The organism is Variovorax sp. UMC13, assembly GCF_014170375.1.
Taxonomy (GTDB): Bacteria; Pseudomonadota; Gammaproteobacteria; order Burkholderiales; family Burkholderiaceae_C; genus Variovorax.
This window is the reverse complement of sequence record NZ_LZZW01000018.1, coordinates 202,420-219,365: the sequence shown is the minus strand read 5'-3', so window position 1 is coordinate 219,365 and position 16,946 is coordinate 202,420. Positions and strand designations below refer to the sequence as shown.

General features: G+C 70.7%; 19 protein-coding genes. 5 read left to right on the top strand and 14 right to left on the bottom strand.

Annotated features, from left to right (window positions below; all coding sequences use genetic code 11):
* The 3 genes from map to A9977_RS15800 are packed head-to-tail and all read right to left on the bottom strand — an operon-like array spanning position 1 to position 1,604.
* Complete coding sequence (gene map, locus A9977_RS15810; RefSeq protein ID WP_183025808.1) at positions 1-792, bottom strand: type I methionyl aminopeptidase; 792 nt, start codon at positions 790-792, stop codon at positions 1-3.
* Positions 792-1,046: a ParD-like family protein gene (locus A9977_RS15805; RefSeq protein ID WP_183025807.1), complete on the bottom strand. Its 255-nt coding sequence runs from the start codon at positions 1,044-1,046 to the stop codon at positions 792-794. Before A9977_RS15805 ends, map begins: the two co-directional genes overlap by 1 nt.
* Before the next feature lie 57 nt (positions 1,047-1,103).
* Positions 1,104-1,604 (bottom strand): GNAT family N-acetyltransferase, encoded by a 501-nt coding sequence (locus tag A9977_RS15800; protein ID WP_183025806.1) that lies wholly within the window; start codon positions 1,602-1,604, stop codon positions 1,104-1,106.
* A gap of 145 nt (positions 1,605-1,749) precedes the next feature.
* On the opposite strand from A9977_RS15800, the gene A9977_RS15795 reads away from it, so the two are divergent.
* On the top strand, positions 1,750-2,409 hold the full coding sequence (locus A9977_RS15795; RefSeq protein WP_183025805.1) for a glutathione S-transferase family protein: 660 nt from the start codon (positions 1,750-1,752) through the stop codon (positions 2,407-2,409).
* Positions 2,410-2,417: 8 nt separating this feature from the next.
* On the opposite strand, the gene A9977_RS15790 is transcribed toward A9977_RS15795, so the two are convergent.
* Positions 2,418-2,774 carry a hypothetical protein gene (locus A9977_RS15790; protein ID WP_183025804.1) on the bottom strand — a complete coding sequence of 119 codons (357 nt, stop codon included), beginning with the start codon at positions 2,772-2,774 and terminating at the stop codon, positions 2,418-2,420.
* A 136-nt stretch (positions 2,775-2,910) separates the two neighbouring features.
* On the opposite strand from A9977_RS15790, the gene A9977_RS15785 reads away from it, so the two are divergent.
* Positions 2,911-3,117, top strand: coding sequence for a dodecin (locus tag A9977_RS15785; protein ID WP_183025803.1), 207 nt, complete (start codon positions 2,911-2,913; stop codon positions 3,115-3,117).
* 10 nt (positions 3,118-3,127) lie between these two features.
* On the opposite strand, the gene A9977_RS15780 is transcribed toward A9977_RS15785, so the two are convergent.
* The 4 genes from A9977_RS15780 to A9977_RS15765 are packed head-to-tail and all read right to left on the bottom strand — an operon-like array spanning position 3,128 to position 8,341.
* Positions 3,128-4,843, bottom strand: coding sequence for an ABC transporter ATP-binding protein (locus tag A9977_RS15780; protein ID WP_183025802.1), 1,716 nt, complete (start codon positions 4,841-4,843; stop codon positions 3,128-3,130).
* A complete protein-coding gene (locus tag A9977_RS15775; protein WP_183025801.1) occupies positions 4,840-5,787 on the bottom strand; it encodes an ABC transporter permease in 948 nt (315 codons plus the stop codon). The genes A9977_RS15780 and A9977_RS15775 overlap by 4 nt, the downstream gene beginning before the upstream one ends.
* A 15-nt stretch (positions 5,788-5,802) precedes the next feature.
* A complete protein-coding gene (locus A9977_RS15770; protein ID WP_183025800.1) occupies positions 5,803-6,768 on the bottom strand; it encodes an ABC transporter permease in 966 nt (321 codons plus the stop codon).
* 7 nt (positions 6,769-6,775) lie between these two features.
* Positions 6,776-8,341 carry an ABC transporter substrate-binding protein gene (locus A9977_RS15765; protein ID WP_259651986.1) on the bottom strand — a complete coding sequence of 522 codons (1,566 nt, stop codon included), beginning with the start codon at positions 8,339-8,341 and terminating at the stop codon, positions 6,776-6,778.
* 286 nt (positions 8,342-8,627) lie between these two features.
* Here A9977_RS15765 and A9977_RS15760 point away from each other — a divergent pair, with 286 nt between their 5' ends.
* Complete coding sequence (locus tag A9977_RS15760; protein ID WP_183025798.1) at positions 8,628-9,164, top strand: GrpB family protein; 537 nt, start codon at positions 8,628-8,630, stop codon at positions 9,162-9,164.
* Positions 9,165-9,185: 21 nt separating this feature from the next.
* Here the strand turns inward: A9977_RS15760 and A9977_RS15755 are convergent, their stop codons facing one another.
* From A9977_RS15755 to A9977_RS15735, 5 genes are all read right to left on the bottom strand, one after another.
* Complete coding sequence (locus A9977_RS15755) at positions 9,186-10,265, bottom strand: SLAC1 anion channel family protein (protein ID WP_183025797.1); 1,080 nt, start codon at positions 10,263-10,265, stop codon at positions 9,186-9,188.
* A 101-nt stretch (positions 10,266-10,366) separates the two neighbouring features.
* A complete protein-coding gene (locus A9977_RS15750; protein ID WP_183025796.1) occupies positions 10,367-11,362 on the bottom strand; it encodes a GlxA family transcriptional regulator in 996 nt (331 codons plus the stop codon).
* Between the two features lie 57 nt (positions 11,363-11,419).
* Positions 11,420-12,244, bottom strand: a complete 825-nt coding sequence (locus A9977_RS15745) for an enoyl-CoA hydratase/isomerase family protein (protein ID WP_183025795.1) — start codon at positions 12,242-12,244, stop codon at positions 11,420-11,422.
* Between the two features lie 13 nt (positions 12,245-12,257).
* The gene (locus tag A9977_RS15740; RefSeq protein ID WP_183025794.1) at positions 12,258-13,049 is read right to left on the bottom strand and encodes an enoyl-CoA hydratase-related protein; all 792 of its coding nucleotides are present in this window, start codon (positions 13,047-13,049) and stop codon (positions 12,258-12,260) included.
* A complete protein-coding gene (locus A9977_RS15735) occupies positions 13,046-14,551 on the bottom strand; it encodes an acetyl-CoA acetyltransferase (RefSeq protein WP_183025793.1) in 1,506 nt (501 codons plus the stop codon). The genes A9977_RS15740 and A9977_RS15735 overlap by 4 nt, the downstream gene beginning before the upstream one ends.
* 264 nt (positions 14,552-14,815) lie before the next feature.
* On the opposite strand from A9977_RS15735, the gene A9977_RS15730 reads away from it, so the two are divergent.
* Both A9977_RS15730 and A9977_RS34295 read left to right on the top strand, forming a co-directional pair.
* Entirely contained in the window at positions 14,816-15,667 is an 852-nt protein-coding gene (locus A9977_RS15730; RefSeq protein ID WP_220811818.1) for an NADPH:quinone oxidoreductase family protein, read from the top strand.
* Complete coding sequence (locus tag A9977_RS34295) at positions 15,667-15,792, top strand: hypothetical protein (RefSeq protein WP_259651985.1); 126 nt, start codon at positions 15,667-15,669, stop codon at positions 15,790-15,792. The genes A9977_RS15730 and A9977_RS34295 overlap by 1 nt, the downstream gene beginning before the upstream one ends.
* Here the strand turns inward: A9977_RS34295 and A9977_RS15725 are convergent.
* Positions 15,789-16,946 (bottom strand): acyl-CoA dehydrogenase family protein, encoded by a 1,158-nt coding sequence (locus tag A9977_RS15725; RefSeq protein ID WP_183025792.1) that lies wholly within the window; start codon positions 16,944-16,946, stop codon positions 15,789-15,791. The genes A9977_RS34295 and A9977_RS15725 overlap by 4 nt on opposite strands.

Below are 16,946 nucleotides of genomic sequence, written 5' to 3'. Positions count from 1 at the left end.
TCAGATCGGCGGGTAGGCGCCGGTGCCGCCTGGCCAGGCCGTGAGCACCTCGTAGCCTTCGGGCGTGACGGCCACCATGTGCTCCCACTGGGCGGACAGCGACCGGTCCTTCGTCACCACGGTCCACCCGTCGGCAAGCTGACGGGTGCCGGCCTGGCCGGCGTTGAGCATCGGCTCGATGGTGAAGACCATCCCCGCTTCGAGCTTCAGGCCCTCGCCGCGCCGGCCGTAGTGCAGCACGTTGGGCTCGTCGTGGTAGATCTGGCCGATGCCGTGCCCGCAGTATTCGCGCACCACGCTGAAATGTTCGCGCAGCGCGACCGACTGGATCGCATGGCCGATGTCGCCCAGCGTCGCGCCGGGCCGGACCTGCCGGATGCCGGCGCACAGGGCTTCGTAGGTGGTCTCCACCAGGCGCCGCGCCAGCACGCCGGGTTCGCCGACGAAGAACATGCGGCTGGTGTCGCCGAACCAGCCGTCCTTGATCACGGCGACGTCGATGTTGACGATGTCGCCCTTCTTCAGGATCTTGTCGGCCGAGGGAATGCCGTGGCACACCACCTGGTTGACCGAAGTGAGGATGGTCTTGGGATAGCCCTGGTAGCCCACGTTGGCCGGGATCGCGCCCTGGACCTTGACGATGTGCTCGTGGCAGATCCGGTCGAGCGCCTCGGTGCTCACGCCCGGCACCACATGGGGCTCGATCATGGCCAGCACCTCGGCGGCCAGGCCGGCGGCCCGGCGCGACATCGCGAGGCCTTCGGCGCCGTGGATGGGAACGGTGCGCGCCATCAATGCTTGCCGGCGCGCACCGCGACCGGTTTGGCGGCCGAGGGCGTCGCCGCCATCGTGATGTCCAGCCCGCCCGCGAGCTCGGCCCGGATCAACAGCTGGCAGATCTCCCGGTGGTCCAGCTCCGGATGCATCTCGGTCAGCATGCCCACGCGCATCCAGTGCTCCGCCTGTGCGTTGATGGACCTGCTGAGTGCATTGCCCGCGACCCGCAGGTTCTCGTGCATCAGGTCTGAAATCTTGACGATACCCATAGCCCACCTCTATATGAAACGTATGCGAATTATATACGCTTCATATGGTCGATGCCTTCACCCCACATAGGAGAAGACGGCGAAGCCGATGCCGTCGAGTTCGAAGCCGGCCACCTCCCGCATGCCCATGCGCCGATGGGCGCGCAGCGAGGCCTCGTTGTCGCGGCGGATGAAGAGCACGCCTTCGCCGCCGGGCTGCAGCGCGCGCAGCTTCGAGAACATCGCCGCGGCCAGGCCCTGGCCCCGCTCGGCGGCATCGACGCAGATGGGCCCGTAGACATAGGCGTCGGGCGCGCCCGCATAGGCGGCGAACATCGCACGCAGCACCGGCGGCGCCGCTACCATGTCGCGCTCGGCGGCCATGAGGAAGCCGACCACGCGGCCCTCGCGCCGGGCCACCACCAGCGGCAGGGTGCGCATCATCTGCTCGATTTTGAGGCGCGGGAATTCCGCCGACAGCATCCCGCCGCGGGCGATCTGGTGGGCCGCCTGCAATTCGAGGATGCCGGGCAGGTCCGCGTCGGTCGCGGTGTCGATGTCTGCGGGGGTGGGGGTCATGGCCAGGTTTTCACGGATGCGGGGGACGGAATACTAGGGCCTGTGCGCGCGGCGCGCAGGGCGCACGGTTGTTGCCGCGGCCGCCGGCGTGTACCCTGCCACCTGCGCGGCGCATCGCCGCGCCGCGCCGCAGGAGGTCCACAGCATGATCACGCTCTACGGATTCGGCCGCATCTTTCCCGAGGGCCATGGCGAGACCAAGGACCTCTGGGCGCAGTGGGCGCTCGAGGAAACCGGCCTGCCCTACCGCGTCCATGCGCTCGACCACACCGGCGGCGAACTCGACGGCGAGGCCTACCGCCGGATCAGCCCCTTCCGCCAGGCGCCGGTGATCGACGACGACGGCTTCGTGGTGGCCGAATCGGCGGCCATCGCGCTCTACCTGGCCGAGAAGTCCGGCCGGCTGATCCCCGGCGACCTCCAGGGGCGCACCCGCGTCGTCCAGTGGTGCTTCGCCGCCGTCGCCACCGTGGGCACCACCCTGGTCTGCATGGACCTGATCGGCATGTTCGACAGCGGCAAGGCCGCTTCCCGGCTGCACGCCGAACTGCCGCAGCTCGCCGGCCGCTGGCTGGGCGAGCTCGATCGGCACCTCGAAGGTCGCGAATGGCTCGCCGGCACCGGGTTCACGGTGGCCGACCTGATGATGGCCAGCGTGCTGCGCGGCATCCGCCATTCCGATCTGCTGGCGCCGCACCCGCGGGTCCAGGCCTTCTACGATCGCTGCCGCGCGCGCCCGGCCTTCGAGCGCGCGCTCGCGCTCTACGCGGAACGTCTCGGCGTGCGCGTGGACGACATCCGCTGACCGCTTCGCTAGGCCCGGAACCAGATCCTGAGCGTGACATACACCGCATAGCCCAGCGCGAGCACGCACCACAGCAGGAACAGCACGTTGGCCCAGTAGTCGCCGGGCGACGCCGCCAGGGTGTAGAGCTGTCCGGCGCAGCCCTTTCCGACGCACGGGACCTCGCCCCGGACCAGGGCGCGCAGCATGAAAAAGAAGAGAAAACAGGCGACGGCGGCCGCCATCAGCAGCCCCGCGGGCCCCGCCAGTCCCGGGGTCAGTTCGCCCTTCTCGTCACGGTAGCCCTTGCGCAGCAGCCGCTGGCCGACGTGGTACCAGGCGAATCCGAGCAGCAGCAACGCGGTGTAGTAGAGGAAGGGGCGCATGTCCTGTCGCGGTGAAGAGCAAAACCGGTTGGCAGCGATCGTAGCCTTCTCGCCGGATGTGCTTGCCTGAACCCGCCCGCGGGTGGAGCATGCAGTCGCGTGCTCTTTTTCATCGACCCCCACCAGGAGACATCCCATGTCCAGCCATGTCTACAAGACGCTCGAACTCACCGGCTCCTCGCCCGCGGGCATCGAGGATGCGGTGCAGACCGCCATCGCGAAGGCCCACGAGACCGTGCGCAACATCCAGTGGTTCACGGTCACCGAGACCCGCGGCCATGTGGTCGAGGGCAAGGTGGCGCACTGGCAGGTCACGCTGAAGATCGGCTTCACGCTGGAGTGAAGCCGGTCCTCTAGGCGCGGCGCGCCCGATGGTCCGGCACCGCGGCCATCAGCTCGCGGGTGTAGGCATGGGCCGGCGCGTCCAGCACCGCCTCGGCCTCGCCCTGCTCCACCAGCCGGCCGCGCTGCATCACGCCGATGCGGTCGCACATGTGGCGGATCACCGCCAGGTTGTGGCTGATCAACAGGTAGGTCAGGCCGAATTCCTCCTGCAGGTCGCGCATCAGGTTGAGCACCTGCGCCTGCACCGACACATCGAGCGACGAGGTAGGCTCGTCGCAGACGATGAACTCGGGCTGGCTTGCCAGCGCTCGCGCGATGGCGATGCGCTGGCGCTGCCCGCCCGAGAACTGGTGCGGGTACTTGCGGCCGTCGTCGGGCGACATGCGCACCCGGCGCAGCGCATCGGCCACGCGCGCCTCGGTCTCGTCCGCGCTGCCCGCCAGGCCCAGCACCTCGACCGGTTCGGCGATCAGCCGGTCCACCCGCCAGCGCGGGTTCAGGCTCGCGTAGGGGTCCTGGAAGATCATCTGGAAGCGGCGGCGCAGGGCGGCCGTTTCGTGGTGGCCGCCCCAGCGGTCGATGCCGTCGAAGAGCACGCGCCCGGCCGTCGGCTTCGTGAGGCCGGCAATCATCCGGGCCACGGTCGACTTGCCCGAGCCCGACTCGCCGACCAGGCCGAAGGTGCTGCCGCGCGCGATGTCGAACTGCACGTCCTCGGCCGCGCGCAGCAGCTTGCGCGGCTGGCGCGCCAGCGTGCGCACCAGCCAGCCGGCCGAGAGGTCGAACTCGCGCGTCAGGCCCTGCACCTGGATCAGCGGCGCGGCCGATGCGTCGGCGGCCCTGGCCGTGCGAGCGAGCGCGGGGACCGGCAGCGCGCTGTCAGCCCCGATCTCCGGCACCGGCAGCCGTTCGATGCGCTCGTGCACCGAGGGGATCGCGGCCATCAGCGCGCGCGTGTAGGGCTCGCGCGGCGCGTCCAGCACCGCGCGCACCGGGCCGGTCTCGAGCACGCGGCCGCGGTACATCACCATCACGCGGTCGGCCGCTTCGGCGATCACGCCCATGTCGTGCGTGATCAGCATGGCGGCCGTGCCGCGCTCGCGGCAGACCCGGCGGAACACGCGGATCACCTGCGCCTGCACCGACACGTCGAGCGCGGTCGTGGGCTCGTCGGCGATCAGCAGCTGGGGCTCGGCGCACAGGGCCAGCGCGATCGCCACGCGCTGGCGCATGCCGCCGGAGAACTGGTGCGGGTACTGGCGGATGCGCAGTTCCGGGTCGGGGATCTCGACATCGGCCAGCAGTGCCAGCGCGCGGCGGAAGGCCTCCTTCTCGCTCACCGGCAGGTGGGTGCGGATGGTCTCCACCAGGTGCCGGCCGATCGGGTACACCGGGTTCAGGCTGGTCAGCGGGTCCTGGAACACGCTGCCGATGCGGCGCCCGCGCAGCCGCCGCAGGTCTTCGCCGCGCAGCGTGTCGATGCGCTCGCCGTGGAGCTCCACCGTGCCGCCCGCGATGCGCCCCGGCGGCTCGATCAGGCCGATGACGGCCGCGCCGGTCATGGACTTGCCCGCGCCCGACTCGCCCACCACGCCCAGGATCTCGCCCGGCGCGATGTCGAAGGAGACGCCGTCGAGCACCCGCAGCACGCCGCGGTGGGTGTCGAATTCGACGCTCAGGTCGCGCACGCGCAGCACCGCGCCCTGCTCTCTTAGCACGGTCATTGGAGTTTGGGGTTGAGCGCGTCGCGCAGCCAGTCGGCGACCAGGTTGACGGACAGCGCCAGGGCCAGCAGCACCAGGCCGGGGAACAGCAGGATCCACCACTCGCCGGAGAACAGGAAGCCCTGGCCGATGCGGATCAGCGTGCCCAGCGAGGGCTGGGTCGGCGGCAGCCCGACGCCCAGGTAGGAGAGCGTGGACTCGGCCACGATGGCCAGCGCGAAGCTGATGGCCGCGATGACCAGCACCGGCGCCAGCAGGTTCGGCAGGATGTGGTGCAGCAGGATCCCGCCGGGCGAGCGGCCGATGATGCGCGCGGCCGCCACATAGTCCTTGTGCTTCTCGACCAGCACCGCGCCGCGCACCGTGCGCGCGTACTGCACCCAGTCCGAGAGCCCGATCGCCGCGACGATCACGTACACCGCCATGTCGTCGCGGTAGCCCTCGGGCAGCAGGCCGCGCGCGATGCCGAAGATCAGAAGCGCCACCAGCAGCACCGGGAAGGTCAGCTGCACGTCGGCCACCCGCATCACCAGCGTGTCGAACCAGCCGCCCGCATAGCCCGCGGCCAGGCCCAGCGGCACGCCGATGGCCAGCGACAGCGCCACCGCGGACACGCCCACCAGCAGCGACATGCGCAGGCCGTAGAGGATGGCCGAGAACACGTCGCGGCCCTGGTCGTCGGCGCCCAGCGGATAGAACACGCCCGTGATGCCCTGCTGCCACGGCGGCGTGAAGGCATCGATCAGGTCGAGGTGGGCCGGGTCGAAAGGATCCTGCCGCGCAATGAGCGGCGCGAACAGCGAGGCGATGGCGATCAGCAGCAGCAGCACGGCCGCCACCTGCACGCTGCGCGAGCGCGCGAAGGCGCGCAGCACCGGCGAATCGGATTGGCGCCAGCGCCGGCGCTGGGCCGTGGCGGCCGTGGGAGTTCGGGAAGAGGACATGGCGAACGGAAGAGATCAGGCGACGCGCAGGCGCGGGTCCACCGCGACATACAACAGGTCCACCACCAGGTTGATCAGCACATAGAGCAGCGCGATCAGCAGCAGGTAGGCCGCGACCACCGGCACGTCCACGCCCTGGATCGAGGAGATGAACAGCAAGCCCACGCCCGGCCACTGGAACACCGTCTCGGTGACGATGGCGAAGGCGATGAGCGAGCCGATCTGCAGCCCGGTGATGGTGATGACGGGGATCAGCGTGTTGCGCAGCGCATGGCCGTAGTGCAGGTCGCGCGTGCGCAGGCCGCGCGCCCGGCCGAAGCGGATGTAGTCCGAGCGCAGCACCTCCAGCATCTCCGCGCGCACCAGCCGCATGATCAGCGTGAGCTTGTAGAAGCCGAGCGTGAAGGCCGGCAGCAGCAGCGCGCTCCAGCCCGAGGCGGTGAGCAGCCCGGTGCTCCAGGCGCCCAGCTTCACGGTCTCGCCGCGGCCGAAGGACGGCAGCCAGCGCAGCTCGACCGCGAACAGGTAGATCAGGCCGATGCCGATCAGGAAGGTGGGCAGCGAAACGCCGACCAGCGACACCGTCATGATCGCGCGGCTCAGCGCGCCGTCGCGGTGGATCGCGGTGTACACGCCCAGGGCGATGCCGCCCGCGATCGCGAAGACCGCGGCCACCAGCGCCAGTTCCAGCGTGGCCGGCAGGCGCTCCGCGATCAGTTCGGCCACCGGGCGCTTGAAGCGGTACGAGACGCCCAGGTCGCCCTGCAGCACCTCGCCGAGGTAGCGCAGGTACTGCACCGGCACCGGCCGGTCGAAGCCCAGCCGGGCCGTGAGCTCGGCGCGCTCCTCGAGCGTCGCGTCCTCGCCCAGCAGGCTGATCGTCGGATCGCCGATGTGCCGGAAGACAAGAAAGGAGATCAGCGAGACGGCCAGCAGCACCAGCACGGACTGGCCGAGCCGGCGCAGCAGATGGACCAGCATGCGACGCCTACTTCTTCGCCACCTTCACGAACTTGAAGAAGGGTGTGTTCTCCGGGCTCACCGGGATGTCGAGCCTGGGGTTCGACGCGTAGTTCAGCACCTGGTCGTGCAGCGCGATGTAGAAGCGCTCGACCTGCACCGTCTGCCAGATGCTCTTGATCGTGGCGTCGCGCTTGGCCTTGTCGCTCTCGGAGGCGAGCGAGACGATCTTCGCGTCGATGTCGGCATTGCTGTAGCCGGTGGCGTTCGTCGGGCCGCGGCCGTCCTTGCCGCGGGTGTGGACCAGGTAGTCGAAGATGTAGGCCGAGTCGTAGGTGGGCACGCCCCAGCCGAACAGGTAGAAGTCGGTGTCGGCCTGGTTGATGGCCGTGCTGTGCAGCGCGATGGGGCGCGCCGCCACCGTGGTCTTGATGCCGATGCGGCCCAGGAAGCCCGAGACCGCGGTGCTGATCGCCTCGTCGTTGACATAGCGGTCGTTCGGCGTGTGCAGGGTGATGCCGAAGCCGTTGGGGTAGCCCGCCTCCGCCAGCAGCTTCTTGGCCTGCGCCACGTTGGCCTTCGGATAGGCCGCGAAGGCCTTCTCGTAGCCGTTGACGAAGCGTGGCGCGATGATGCCCGAGGGAATCGACAGGCCGCGCATCACGGCGGTCTTGATCGCATCGCGGTCGATGGCCAGGCCGATGGCCTCGCGCACCCTTGGATCGGCCAGCGGGTTCCTGCCCTTCACGTCCGCGTACTTGAGCTCCTTGGCGCCCACGTTGAGGCCCAGGAAGATCGAACGGTTCTCCGGCCCTTCGGTCACGCGCAGGCTCTTGTCGGCCTTGAGCCGTGCCACGTCCTGCGCCGGCAGGTCCTGCAGGAAGTCGACCTCGCCCGAGAGCAATGCCGCGACACGCGTGGCCGGCGACTTGATCGGCAGGTAGACCAGCTCGGTCACCTCGAGCGGGAACTGGCCCCGGCCCCAGTACTGCGGGAACTGCTTGAGCACGGTGCGGCTGTCGACCTCGCGCGAGACCAGCGTGTAGGGCCCGGTGCCGTTCTCGTTGCGTATGGCGAAGTTCTCGGTCTTGCTGGCCACGTCCTGCGCGGTCTCCGACTTGTTGGCCTTGGCCCAGGCCTCGCTGAGGATGAAGATGTTGCTCAGGTTGTTGGGGAAGATCAGGTTCGGGCCCTTGGTCTTGACCCGCACCGTGAGCGCATCGACCTTGGTGATGGTGTCGACCGAGGACAGCAGCGACTTCAGCTGCGAGGTCGGCGCCTGGGCCCGCTTGAGCGAGAACACCACGTCGTCGGCCGTGAGCAGCGAGCCGTCGTGGAACTTGACGCCGGGGCGCAGCTTGAATTCCCAGACGCTGGGGTCGGTGGTGAGCGTCCACGCGGTGGCGATGGCGCCCTGCAGCTTGCCGTCGGGCAGCCGGATGATCAGCGGTTCGTAGACCTGGTGCAGCAGGTTGAAGTTGGTGCCGGTGTTCACCGCATGGGGATCGAGCGTGGCCGGGTCGGCGCTGCGCGCCCATCGCACGGTCTCGGCCTGGGCCACGACGGCCGGCATCAGGCCGGCAGCCAACATCATTGCGAGCAGGGTGTGACGAATCAAGTGAAGCCTCGGTGAACAGGAGAAGTGGAAAGGGAGCCGCTCCCCCGCTCCATGGCTGGAACGTGAAGGCATGCCGGGCCGCAGTATTGAAGCGGGCCTGTCGCGCGTGAAAGAAGCTTTGCGCGCCTGCTCATGCGAAATTCGAGCAAGCCGATCGCGTGGGGCCATGCTTGCGTTGGAACTTCGTACAGTCCGGACTGGCCGGCGCCGAGCGTGCACGCCGTGCGGCGGCGCGAATCCGCCGGTATCGAAAGGACGCCCGATGGAACTCGAACGCTTCGACGAAGGACTGCAGCACCGCCACATCGTGGCCTACGACCCCATCTATTCCGAGGTCTTTGGCCGGGTGCGCGACGAGGTGCACGCGGCCCTCGCGGGCGTGGAACTGGTGCACATCGGCAGCACGGCCATCGTCGGCCTGCGCGGCAAACCCATGGTCGATGCGGTGGCGATCACCACACGGCCGGACCTGCGCGCCGAGCAGCAGGCCTTCGAGCGCCTGGGCTTCCACCGCCGGCCGGTCTGGGTCGACACCGACGAGAAGCCCTATGTCTGCGCCTCGGTGGTGCTCGCCGGCCGGCGCTTCAATGTCAACGTGCACATCTGCCACCGCGGCGATCCGGTGCACGCGGATTCGCTGGCCTTCATGGCCATCCTGGACCGCCGGCCCGACCTGCGGCGGAAGTACGAAGCGGCCAAGGAACGGGCGCACGCCATCGATCCTGCCGACCCGCAGGTCTACAACCGGGAGAAGGAGGCGGTGATCCGGGAGATCGAGGCGCTGATCGGGCGCCGTTGAGGGTTTGTCGCGGCTCGCCGCCTACGCCGCCCTGATGCGATCCAGCCCGCTGCAGTTGCCGACCTCGTCCCAGCCCGAGCGCGGCGCTTCCGCCATGGGCACCAGGGCCGCCTTCGGCTGCGCCCTGGGCCGCAGCAGTTCGCCGCTGGCCAGGAGTTGCAGGGTGCGGACGGCGAGCACCGCGATCAGGCCGCTCAGGAAGGCCAGCAGCGCAAAGGCCAGCGCCGTCATCGCCGCCAGATCGACCTGGACCGCATAGCGCAGCGCCGCATTGCTGAGCGCCGCGATCGGAAAGCTCAGGGCCCACCAGCCGGCCCCGAAGGGCACGCCGCGCCGAAACACCTTCACCACCAGCACGAGAAAGACGAACAGGCCGAAGTAGAACAGCGTGGCGGCGAAGGCATCGACGCGCTGGAAGAAGCTGGTGTAGGCCAGGAAGCCGACCGCGAAGGGCGCGATCAGGATCATCAGCGACGGCACCATCTCGTTGGCGAGCTTCTCGTGATGATGGATCAAGCGCGAAACGATCATCGTGAAGAAGACCAGCGCGACCATGGCGCCGACCGCCATCGAGAACAGGTTGAGCTCCCGGGCCCAGGCCATGGGCAGCGTGCCGCCCGCGACCGTGATGTCGAGCGTGGCCACGCCCGGGATCAGCCAGGCCGGCACGGCATGGCCGGCATCGACCTGGCCCCGCAGCATGCGGCTGACGATCGCGAAGCACAGCGCGATCGTCATCGCCGCGCCAAGGCCCCAGAGGAGCTGCGAGGCCAGCGCGCTGACGGGCGCGATCAGCGACGAGATCAGCAATGTCGCGATGGCGATGGTGCCGAAGAAGTTGCCCGCGATGGGGTGCCTGAACTCGTCGCGCACCGCCTGCGGAAAGCGCAGGGCCTTGGCGGCATAGGCGAGGCACAGCACGGCGAAGAGCGCGACCGCGATGCCGCCGATGGTCTGGTGGACCTGCGGGCCGGCGCCGAAGCGGTGGCTGACCTGGCCCCAGGCCGCGGCCAGGCCCGCGATGCCCATGACGGAGGCGAAGAGATTGACCGGAAGGTGCCGGAGGGAGGCCTGCCGCGGGTCTTGCGCGGGGCTCGGCATGTGCGTGGTTTGAATGATTTCTCCTGAAGGACTGCGGTCGGTCCGCAGGAGAAAAAGTCTATGGCCGGCCCCCTGCGCCGAGCCTGCGGAAGCGGTCGGCTTCAGGCCAATGAAGGCTGGTTTCCGGCCACCGCCGGCGCCGCGTCACGGAAGCGCTGGCGATAGTCCCGCGGCGTAGTGTCGAGCCGCTTCGCGAACACGGTGCGCATCTGGTTCGCGTTGTGGAAGCCGCAGCGGAAGGCCACGGTCTTGAGCGGCAGGTCGGTCTCCTCCAGCAGCTTGCGGCAGGAGTCGAGACGCACCTGTTCCACGAAGGCCGAGGGCGTCATGCCGGCGTCCTTGGCGAAGACGCGCGAGAAGGTGCGCCGGCTGACGGCCACCGCGTCGGCCAGTTGCTCGATCGACAGCGGCTCGCTCAGGTGCTCCGTCACATGGCGCAGCACCTTCGCCACCACGGTTTCCTCCTTGGGACCGACCGCCAGATAGGGGCTGTACTGCGACTGGCCGCCATCGCGGCGGATGTAGACGATCAGCCGCTTGGCGATGCGCAAGGCCAGTTCATGGCCCCAGTCCTCGGCGACCAGGGCCAGGCACAGGTCGACACCGGCCGTCACGCCAGCCGAGGTGAACAGCCGGCCGTCGCGCAGGAAGATCTTGTCGGGCCGGACGCGCGCCCTGGGAAAGCGCGCGATCAGCCGGTCCACGTCGTGCCAGTGCGCCGTGACCTGCTTGCCGTTGAGCAGGCCGGCATGGCCCAGCGGAAAGGCGCCGTTGCACACCGAGCCGTAGCGCAGCGCCCCCTCGGCCTTCGCGCTCAGCCACTCGAGAAAGCTCGCGGGGAAGACATCCCGGTCCGGCAGCTTCGGCCCGCCGGCCACCAGCAGCAGGTCGGGCTGCGCGGTGTAGTGGAGGTAGTCGGTGGCGACATGCAGTTCCATGCCGTTCGCGCAGCGCACGGTGCCGGCCTGCAGGCCCACCAGCGTGATCTCGTACTGCCGGTCGGCCGCCAGGTACTGGTTGGCTTCGGTGAACACATCCATCGGCGCCGCGACGTCGAGCGACTGCACCCCTTCGAGGACGACGATGACCAGCTTCATGATTCGGGCGTTGCGGCTGAGGGCGGCGATTGTCGCAGCCCGCCGCCGCCCTCGCCTTCAACGCCCGCTGAACACCGGCGCCCGCTTCTGCACGAAGGCCGCCGAGGCCTCCTTGAAATCCTCGGTCATGAGCGCCAGCACCTGGGCACGGTTCTCGAGTTCGATCGCGGCGTCGAGCCCGCCCGCGTCGAGGTTGGCCCACATGATCTGCTTGGTGTGGCGCGTGGCGTAGGGGCTGTTGCGCAGCACCTGTTCGGCCAGCGCCAACGCCTGCGGCAGCAGATCGGTGGCATCGTCCACCAGCTGCGAGACCAGCCCGATGCGCTCGGCCTCCTCGGCCGGGATCGGCCGGCCGGTCAACATGACCTCGAAGGCGCGCGAGGCGCCGATCAGCCGCGGCAGGTGGTAGCTGATGCCGCACTCGCCGGCCGTGAGGCCGATGCGCACCGCGCCCACATGAAAGGACGCGGCGCGGCTCGCGATGCGGAGGTCCGCGCCCAGCGTGAGCGCGAAGCCCGCGCCCACGGCCACGCCGTTGACCGCCGCGATCACCACCTTGCCCAGCGACCGCAGCCGACGCACCATGCCGGCGAACAGTTCCTGCCCGGTGCAGTAGTCGGCCACCGTGGGCGGCCCGGGCAGTTCGGTGCCGCTGGCATCGGTCAGCGGGCTGGACAGGTCCCAGCCGGCGCAGAAGCCGCGGCCCGCGCCGGTGAGCACGAGCACGCGCACGGCGTCGTCCGCGGCCAATCCGTCGAGCAAGGCGCAGAGGCGGCGCACCGTCATCTGGCTCAGCGCGTTGAGGCGCTCGGGGCGGTTCAGCGTGACGACCGCGATGCCTTCGTGGCTGCGGTCGAGCTGGATGTCGTCGGTGGCGTTCATCGCAGGTCCGGGCTCAGCGGCCGGTCCATTGCGGCGCACGCTTCTCGATGAAGGCGCGCGGGCCTTCGCGGAAATCCTCGCTGGCCGCCACGCACTGGAAGGCCGCGCGGGTCAGCGTGCGCAGCGCGGCCTCGTCGAGCTCGTGGGCCATGCGCGCCACGCGCAGGCTCTCACGCACGGCGGTGGGCGCGTTGCGCGTGATCTGGGCCGCCAGCGCCAGCGCCGCGTCGCGCAGCGCCGCGGCCGGCACCACCCGGTTGACCCAGCCCAGCTGCTGCGCACGCTGCGCGTCGAGCTGGCCCGCGGTCAGGATCAGTTCCAGCGCGATGTTGGGCGGGATCGCGCGCGGCAGCCGGTACAGCCCGCCCGCCGCGGCGATCAGGCCGCGCAGCACTTCGGGCAGGCCGAAGGCCGCATGCTCGGCCGCCACCACCAGGTCGCAGGCCAGCGTGAGTTCGGTGCCGCCGGCCAGCGCCTTGCCGTTGACGGCCGCGATCCAGGGCTTGCTGCGCTCGCGGTAGACGAAGCCCGCGAAGCCGCCACGCTCGGTGCTCAGCGCGCTGCCGCGGCCGGCCGAGACCTCCTTGAGGTCGGCGCCGGCGCAGAAGGCGTCCGGGCCCGCGCCGGTCAGCACCACGACCCAGGTGTCGTCGTCGGCCTCGGTCGCGTCGACCGCGGCCTCGAGGCCGGCCGCGACCGCGCCGTTGACGGCGTTGCGCGCCTCGGGCCGGTCGATGGTGACGACCGCGATGTGGCCGGGGAGTTTTTCGACGCGCACCGCGTCGCTCTTCTGTTCTGCGTTCATGCGAGGCTCCAGCACAGGCTGTCGGTGCCTGCCGTGACGTGGCCGGTGCTGCCCACCGGGGATCGGTCCAGGTCGGTGAGCACCGCCAGCGCCGCTTCGTCGTCGGGCTCGACGCGCGCCATCAGCCGTTCGCCCGCCGGCGTGCGCGCGATCACGATGCCGTGCGTGGGCAGGCCGTCGCGGCCGTAGAGGATGGTGAAGGTCTCGAGCGTGGCGCTGCCGCTGTAGCTTTCGACGAAGGCCGGCACCGGGCCGCGCCGCGCATCGGCCGCGGCCTGCACGCTGTAGTCGGCCGGGGGCAGGCCGTTCGGCGGCGGGCTCGAGCCCAGCACCAGCGCATGGTGCTTGGTCACGTACTCGCCCTGGCCGTAGAGCAGCGCGGTCTTGCCCGGCGCGCTGCGCAGCGCGCGCACCAGGCCCGCGGCCGCGTGCGTCATGTAGTCGTTGAGCGGCGCGCCGAAGAAGCTCAGGCCGCCGGTCGAGGTCATCTGCGCCTCGGGCGCCAGGCCCAGCGTGCGGCGCGCCATCTTGGGCACGATGGGGAAGCAGCTGTAGAGCTCGAGCATCTCGAAGGCGGCCGCATCGCCGCCCACCTGCGCGAGCACGGTCTCCATCACCAGGTCCTGCGCATGCGAGCGGTGGAACTGGTCGCGCTGCAGGTAGTCGCGCGGCTCCCGCGCCGCGGCGCCGTCCCACACGTAGACCCATTTCTCGGGCGCGATGCCCAGCGCGCGCGCATGGCCCACGCTGGTCAGCAGCACGCCCGCGCCCATGTTGACCACCGGGTTGGCCACCATGTGCTTGGTGTAGGGCCAGGCGATCAGCCGGTTGGCGGCGCTCGGCTCGGCCACCGCCTCGGCGCTGAAGCCCTGGCGCAGCCAGGCATGCGGATTCGCCGCGGCCACTTGCGAATAGCGCGACCACAACGCGGCCGATTCCTGCTGCGCCTCGCGCGGGGTCTGGCCCCAGTGCGCGAGCGCGGCGTTCTCGTAGAGCGGGTAGATCGTGATCGGCATCGCGGCGCCGTGCTTCACCGCCACCGGGTGGCACAGGTCGGTGCCGCGCACCAGCTTCACCGTGTCGTCCCTGGGCGTCCAGCCCAGGTCGATGCCGCGCTTGGCCGCGGCGTCGACGGTGTAGCGCGATTCGGCGCCGGTGATGGCCGCGACCCGGCTCTCGCCGCGCGCGATGCGCAGCGCGGCCTCGTGGATGAAGCGCACCGGCGACTCGCCGCCGGCCTCGCCGTACACGCGGCGCGCCGGCAGGTGGCCCAGCCGCTCGCCCAGCAGCGCGGTCGCGTCGGTGTAGGGCCAGGAGTATTCGCAGACGATGTCGAGCGAATCGATGTCCGCCAGCAGCGCGGCGCCGGCGTCCTCTTCGGCCGCGCGCAGCGCGCGGAGCATGAGCTCGATCGGCTCGAGGCCGCCCTCGGGCTCCTTGTTGCGGTGGGTGATCTCACCCACACCCACGATGATCGGGGTGCGGTCGTCGATGGCGGTCATGCGTCGTGTCTCCTGCGCGACCGGGCCCAATGCCGGTCTCTGCGGTCGATCATAGGAAGGGCCCGTGCGCCGGGGCATCGTCGAAAGGGACGATTGCCGCGGCGCCCTGCCCTTCCTAAGGTGCCTGTTCCACCGAGACCCCAGAGGAGACACGCCCGTGATCCAGCGCCCCTTTTTCCGCATGCCCGGCATCGACGTTCCGCTGTTCGCCTTCACGCATCGCCGTGACGTGCCGGGCGCGGTGCGCAGGCAGGGGCGGACCGCATGAAGGCCTTGCAGACGGACCGGCTGGGGCCGCTCGAAGGCCTCGCGCTGCGCGAGCTGCCGCGGCCCGAGCCCGCCCCCGGCGAACTGCGCATCCGTGTCGAGGCCAGCGCGATCTCGCACGCCGACCTGCTGCTGGCCCAGGGCCGCTACCAGCTGCAGCCGCCCGTGCCCTACATCCCGGGCAGCGAGTTCGCGGGCACCGTCGAGGCGATCGGCGAGAACACCGAGGGCGACTGGCAGCTCGGCGAGCGCGTCTGCGGCTCGGCCACGGCCGGCGGCGCCTGGGCCGAGACCGTGTGCGTGCCGGCCAGTGCAGTGCAGCGCATCGGCGCGACCGCACCCTTCACCGAAGCGGCGGCGCTGGCCGTGCCCTACAGCACCATGTGGCACGCGCTGGTCGACCGCGGCGCGTTGCGGCCCGGCGAAACCGTGTTCGTGCTCGGCGCCGCGGGCAGCGTCGGCCTGGCCGCGGTGCAGCTCGCGCGCGCCTTCGGGGCCCGTGTGATCGCGGGCGGTTCGACGCCCGAGAAACGCGCGCTGGCGCTCGCGGCCGGTGCCGACGCGGCCATCGATACCTCGGCCGCCGACTGGCGTGGCGCACTCAAGGCGATCGCGCCTCCGGGCGGCGTGGACCTGGTGGTCGACCCGGTCGGCGGCGCCTTCACCGAGCCCGCCTTCCGCTCGCTGGGCTGGGGCGGGCGCCACCTGGTGCTGGGCTCGCGGCCGGCGGCATCGCGGCGCTGCCGGCCAACCTGCCGCTGCTCAAGGGCGCTGCGCTGGTGGGCGTGGACATCCGCCAGTTCTCGCAGCGTGCGCCGGAGCAGGCGGCGGCCAACCTGCGCGGCGTGATGGCGCTGCATGCCCGCGGCGACCTGCGCCCGGCCATCGCGGGCGTGTGGCCGCTGTCGGACCATTGCCAGGCCCTGGCCGCGATGCAGGGCGATGCGCTCGGGCGCGTGGTGCTGCGGCCCTAGACCTGTTGCGCCTCGAGCCGCGCGACCCGCCGCAGGTGCCATGCGGCCGGGCCGAACTGCGATTCGATCAGCGTCGCGCGCCGGAAATAATGGCCGATGGCCAGTTCCTCGGTCATGCCCATGCCGCCATGCAGCTGCACCGCGCCCTGCCCCACCGCCCTGCAGGCGCGCGCGACCGCGACCTTGGCCGAGGACACGGCCCGCGCGCGTTCGTCGGCCGTGCCATCCATCGCCTCGAGCACCGCCTGGGTCAGCGCCTCGGCCTGGGCCAGCGCCATGTGCATGTCGGCCAGCCGGTGCTGCAGCACCTGGAAGCTCGAGATGGCCTCGCCGAACTGCTTGCGCTGGCGCACGTAGTCGAGCGTGTCGGCCAGCAGCCGGCGCATCACGCCCACGGCCTCGGCGCAGACCGCGAGCGTGGCCTCGTCGAGCGCCTGTTCGATCTGCGGCAGCGCCTCGCCCTCGCGGCCCAGCAGGGCCTCGGCCGGCACGCGCACGCGCTCGAGCTTCAGCTCGGCCGCACGCGTGCCGTCGCGCAGCGCGTAGGGGCGCAGCTGCACGCCGGGCGCATCGCGCTCGACCACGATCAGCGACAGGCCCTGGGCATCGCCCGGCTGGCCGCTGCTGCGGGCCGACACGATCAGGTGCGTGGCCCAGGACGCCGCGTGCACCACCGCCTTGTGGCCGTCGATCTCGTAGCCTTCGGCATCGCGCACCAGCCGCGTGCGCACCGCGGCGCGTTCGTCGCGGCCCTCGGGCTCGGCATGGGCGAAGGCCAGCACCGCGCGGCCCCCGACCGCGTCGGCCAGCAGCGCGTCGCTGAACGCACCCGGCTGGCGCTGCAGCAGGCCCGCCCCGATCACGATGCTCGACAGGTAGGGCTCGCCCGCCAGCGCGCCACCCAAGGCCTGCATCACGGCCAGGTGCACGGCCATGCCGCCGCCGAGGCCGCCCTGGGCCTCGGGCAGGGCCGCACCCAGCAGGCCGAGTTCGCGCGCCAGGCCGGACCAAAAGGCCGGCGGCGCGTCGGTGGCCTCGGCCAGCGAACGCAGGCGTTGGTTGAGGTCGAAGCGCGCGCCGAGGTAGCGCGAGAGGCTGTCGACCAGCATCGCGAGCGTGTGCTCGCGCTCGGCTTGAAGGGTGTCGGTGGTCAT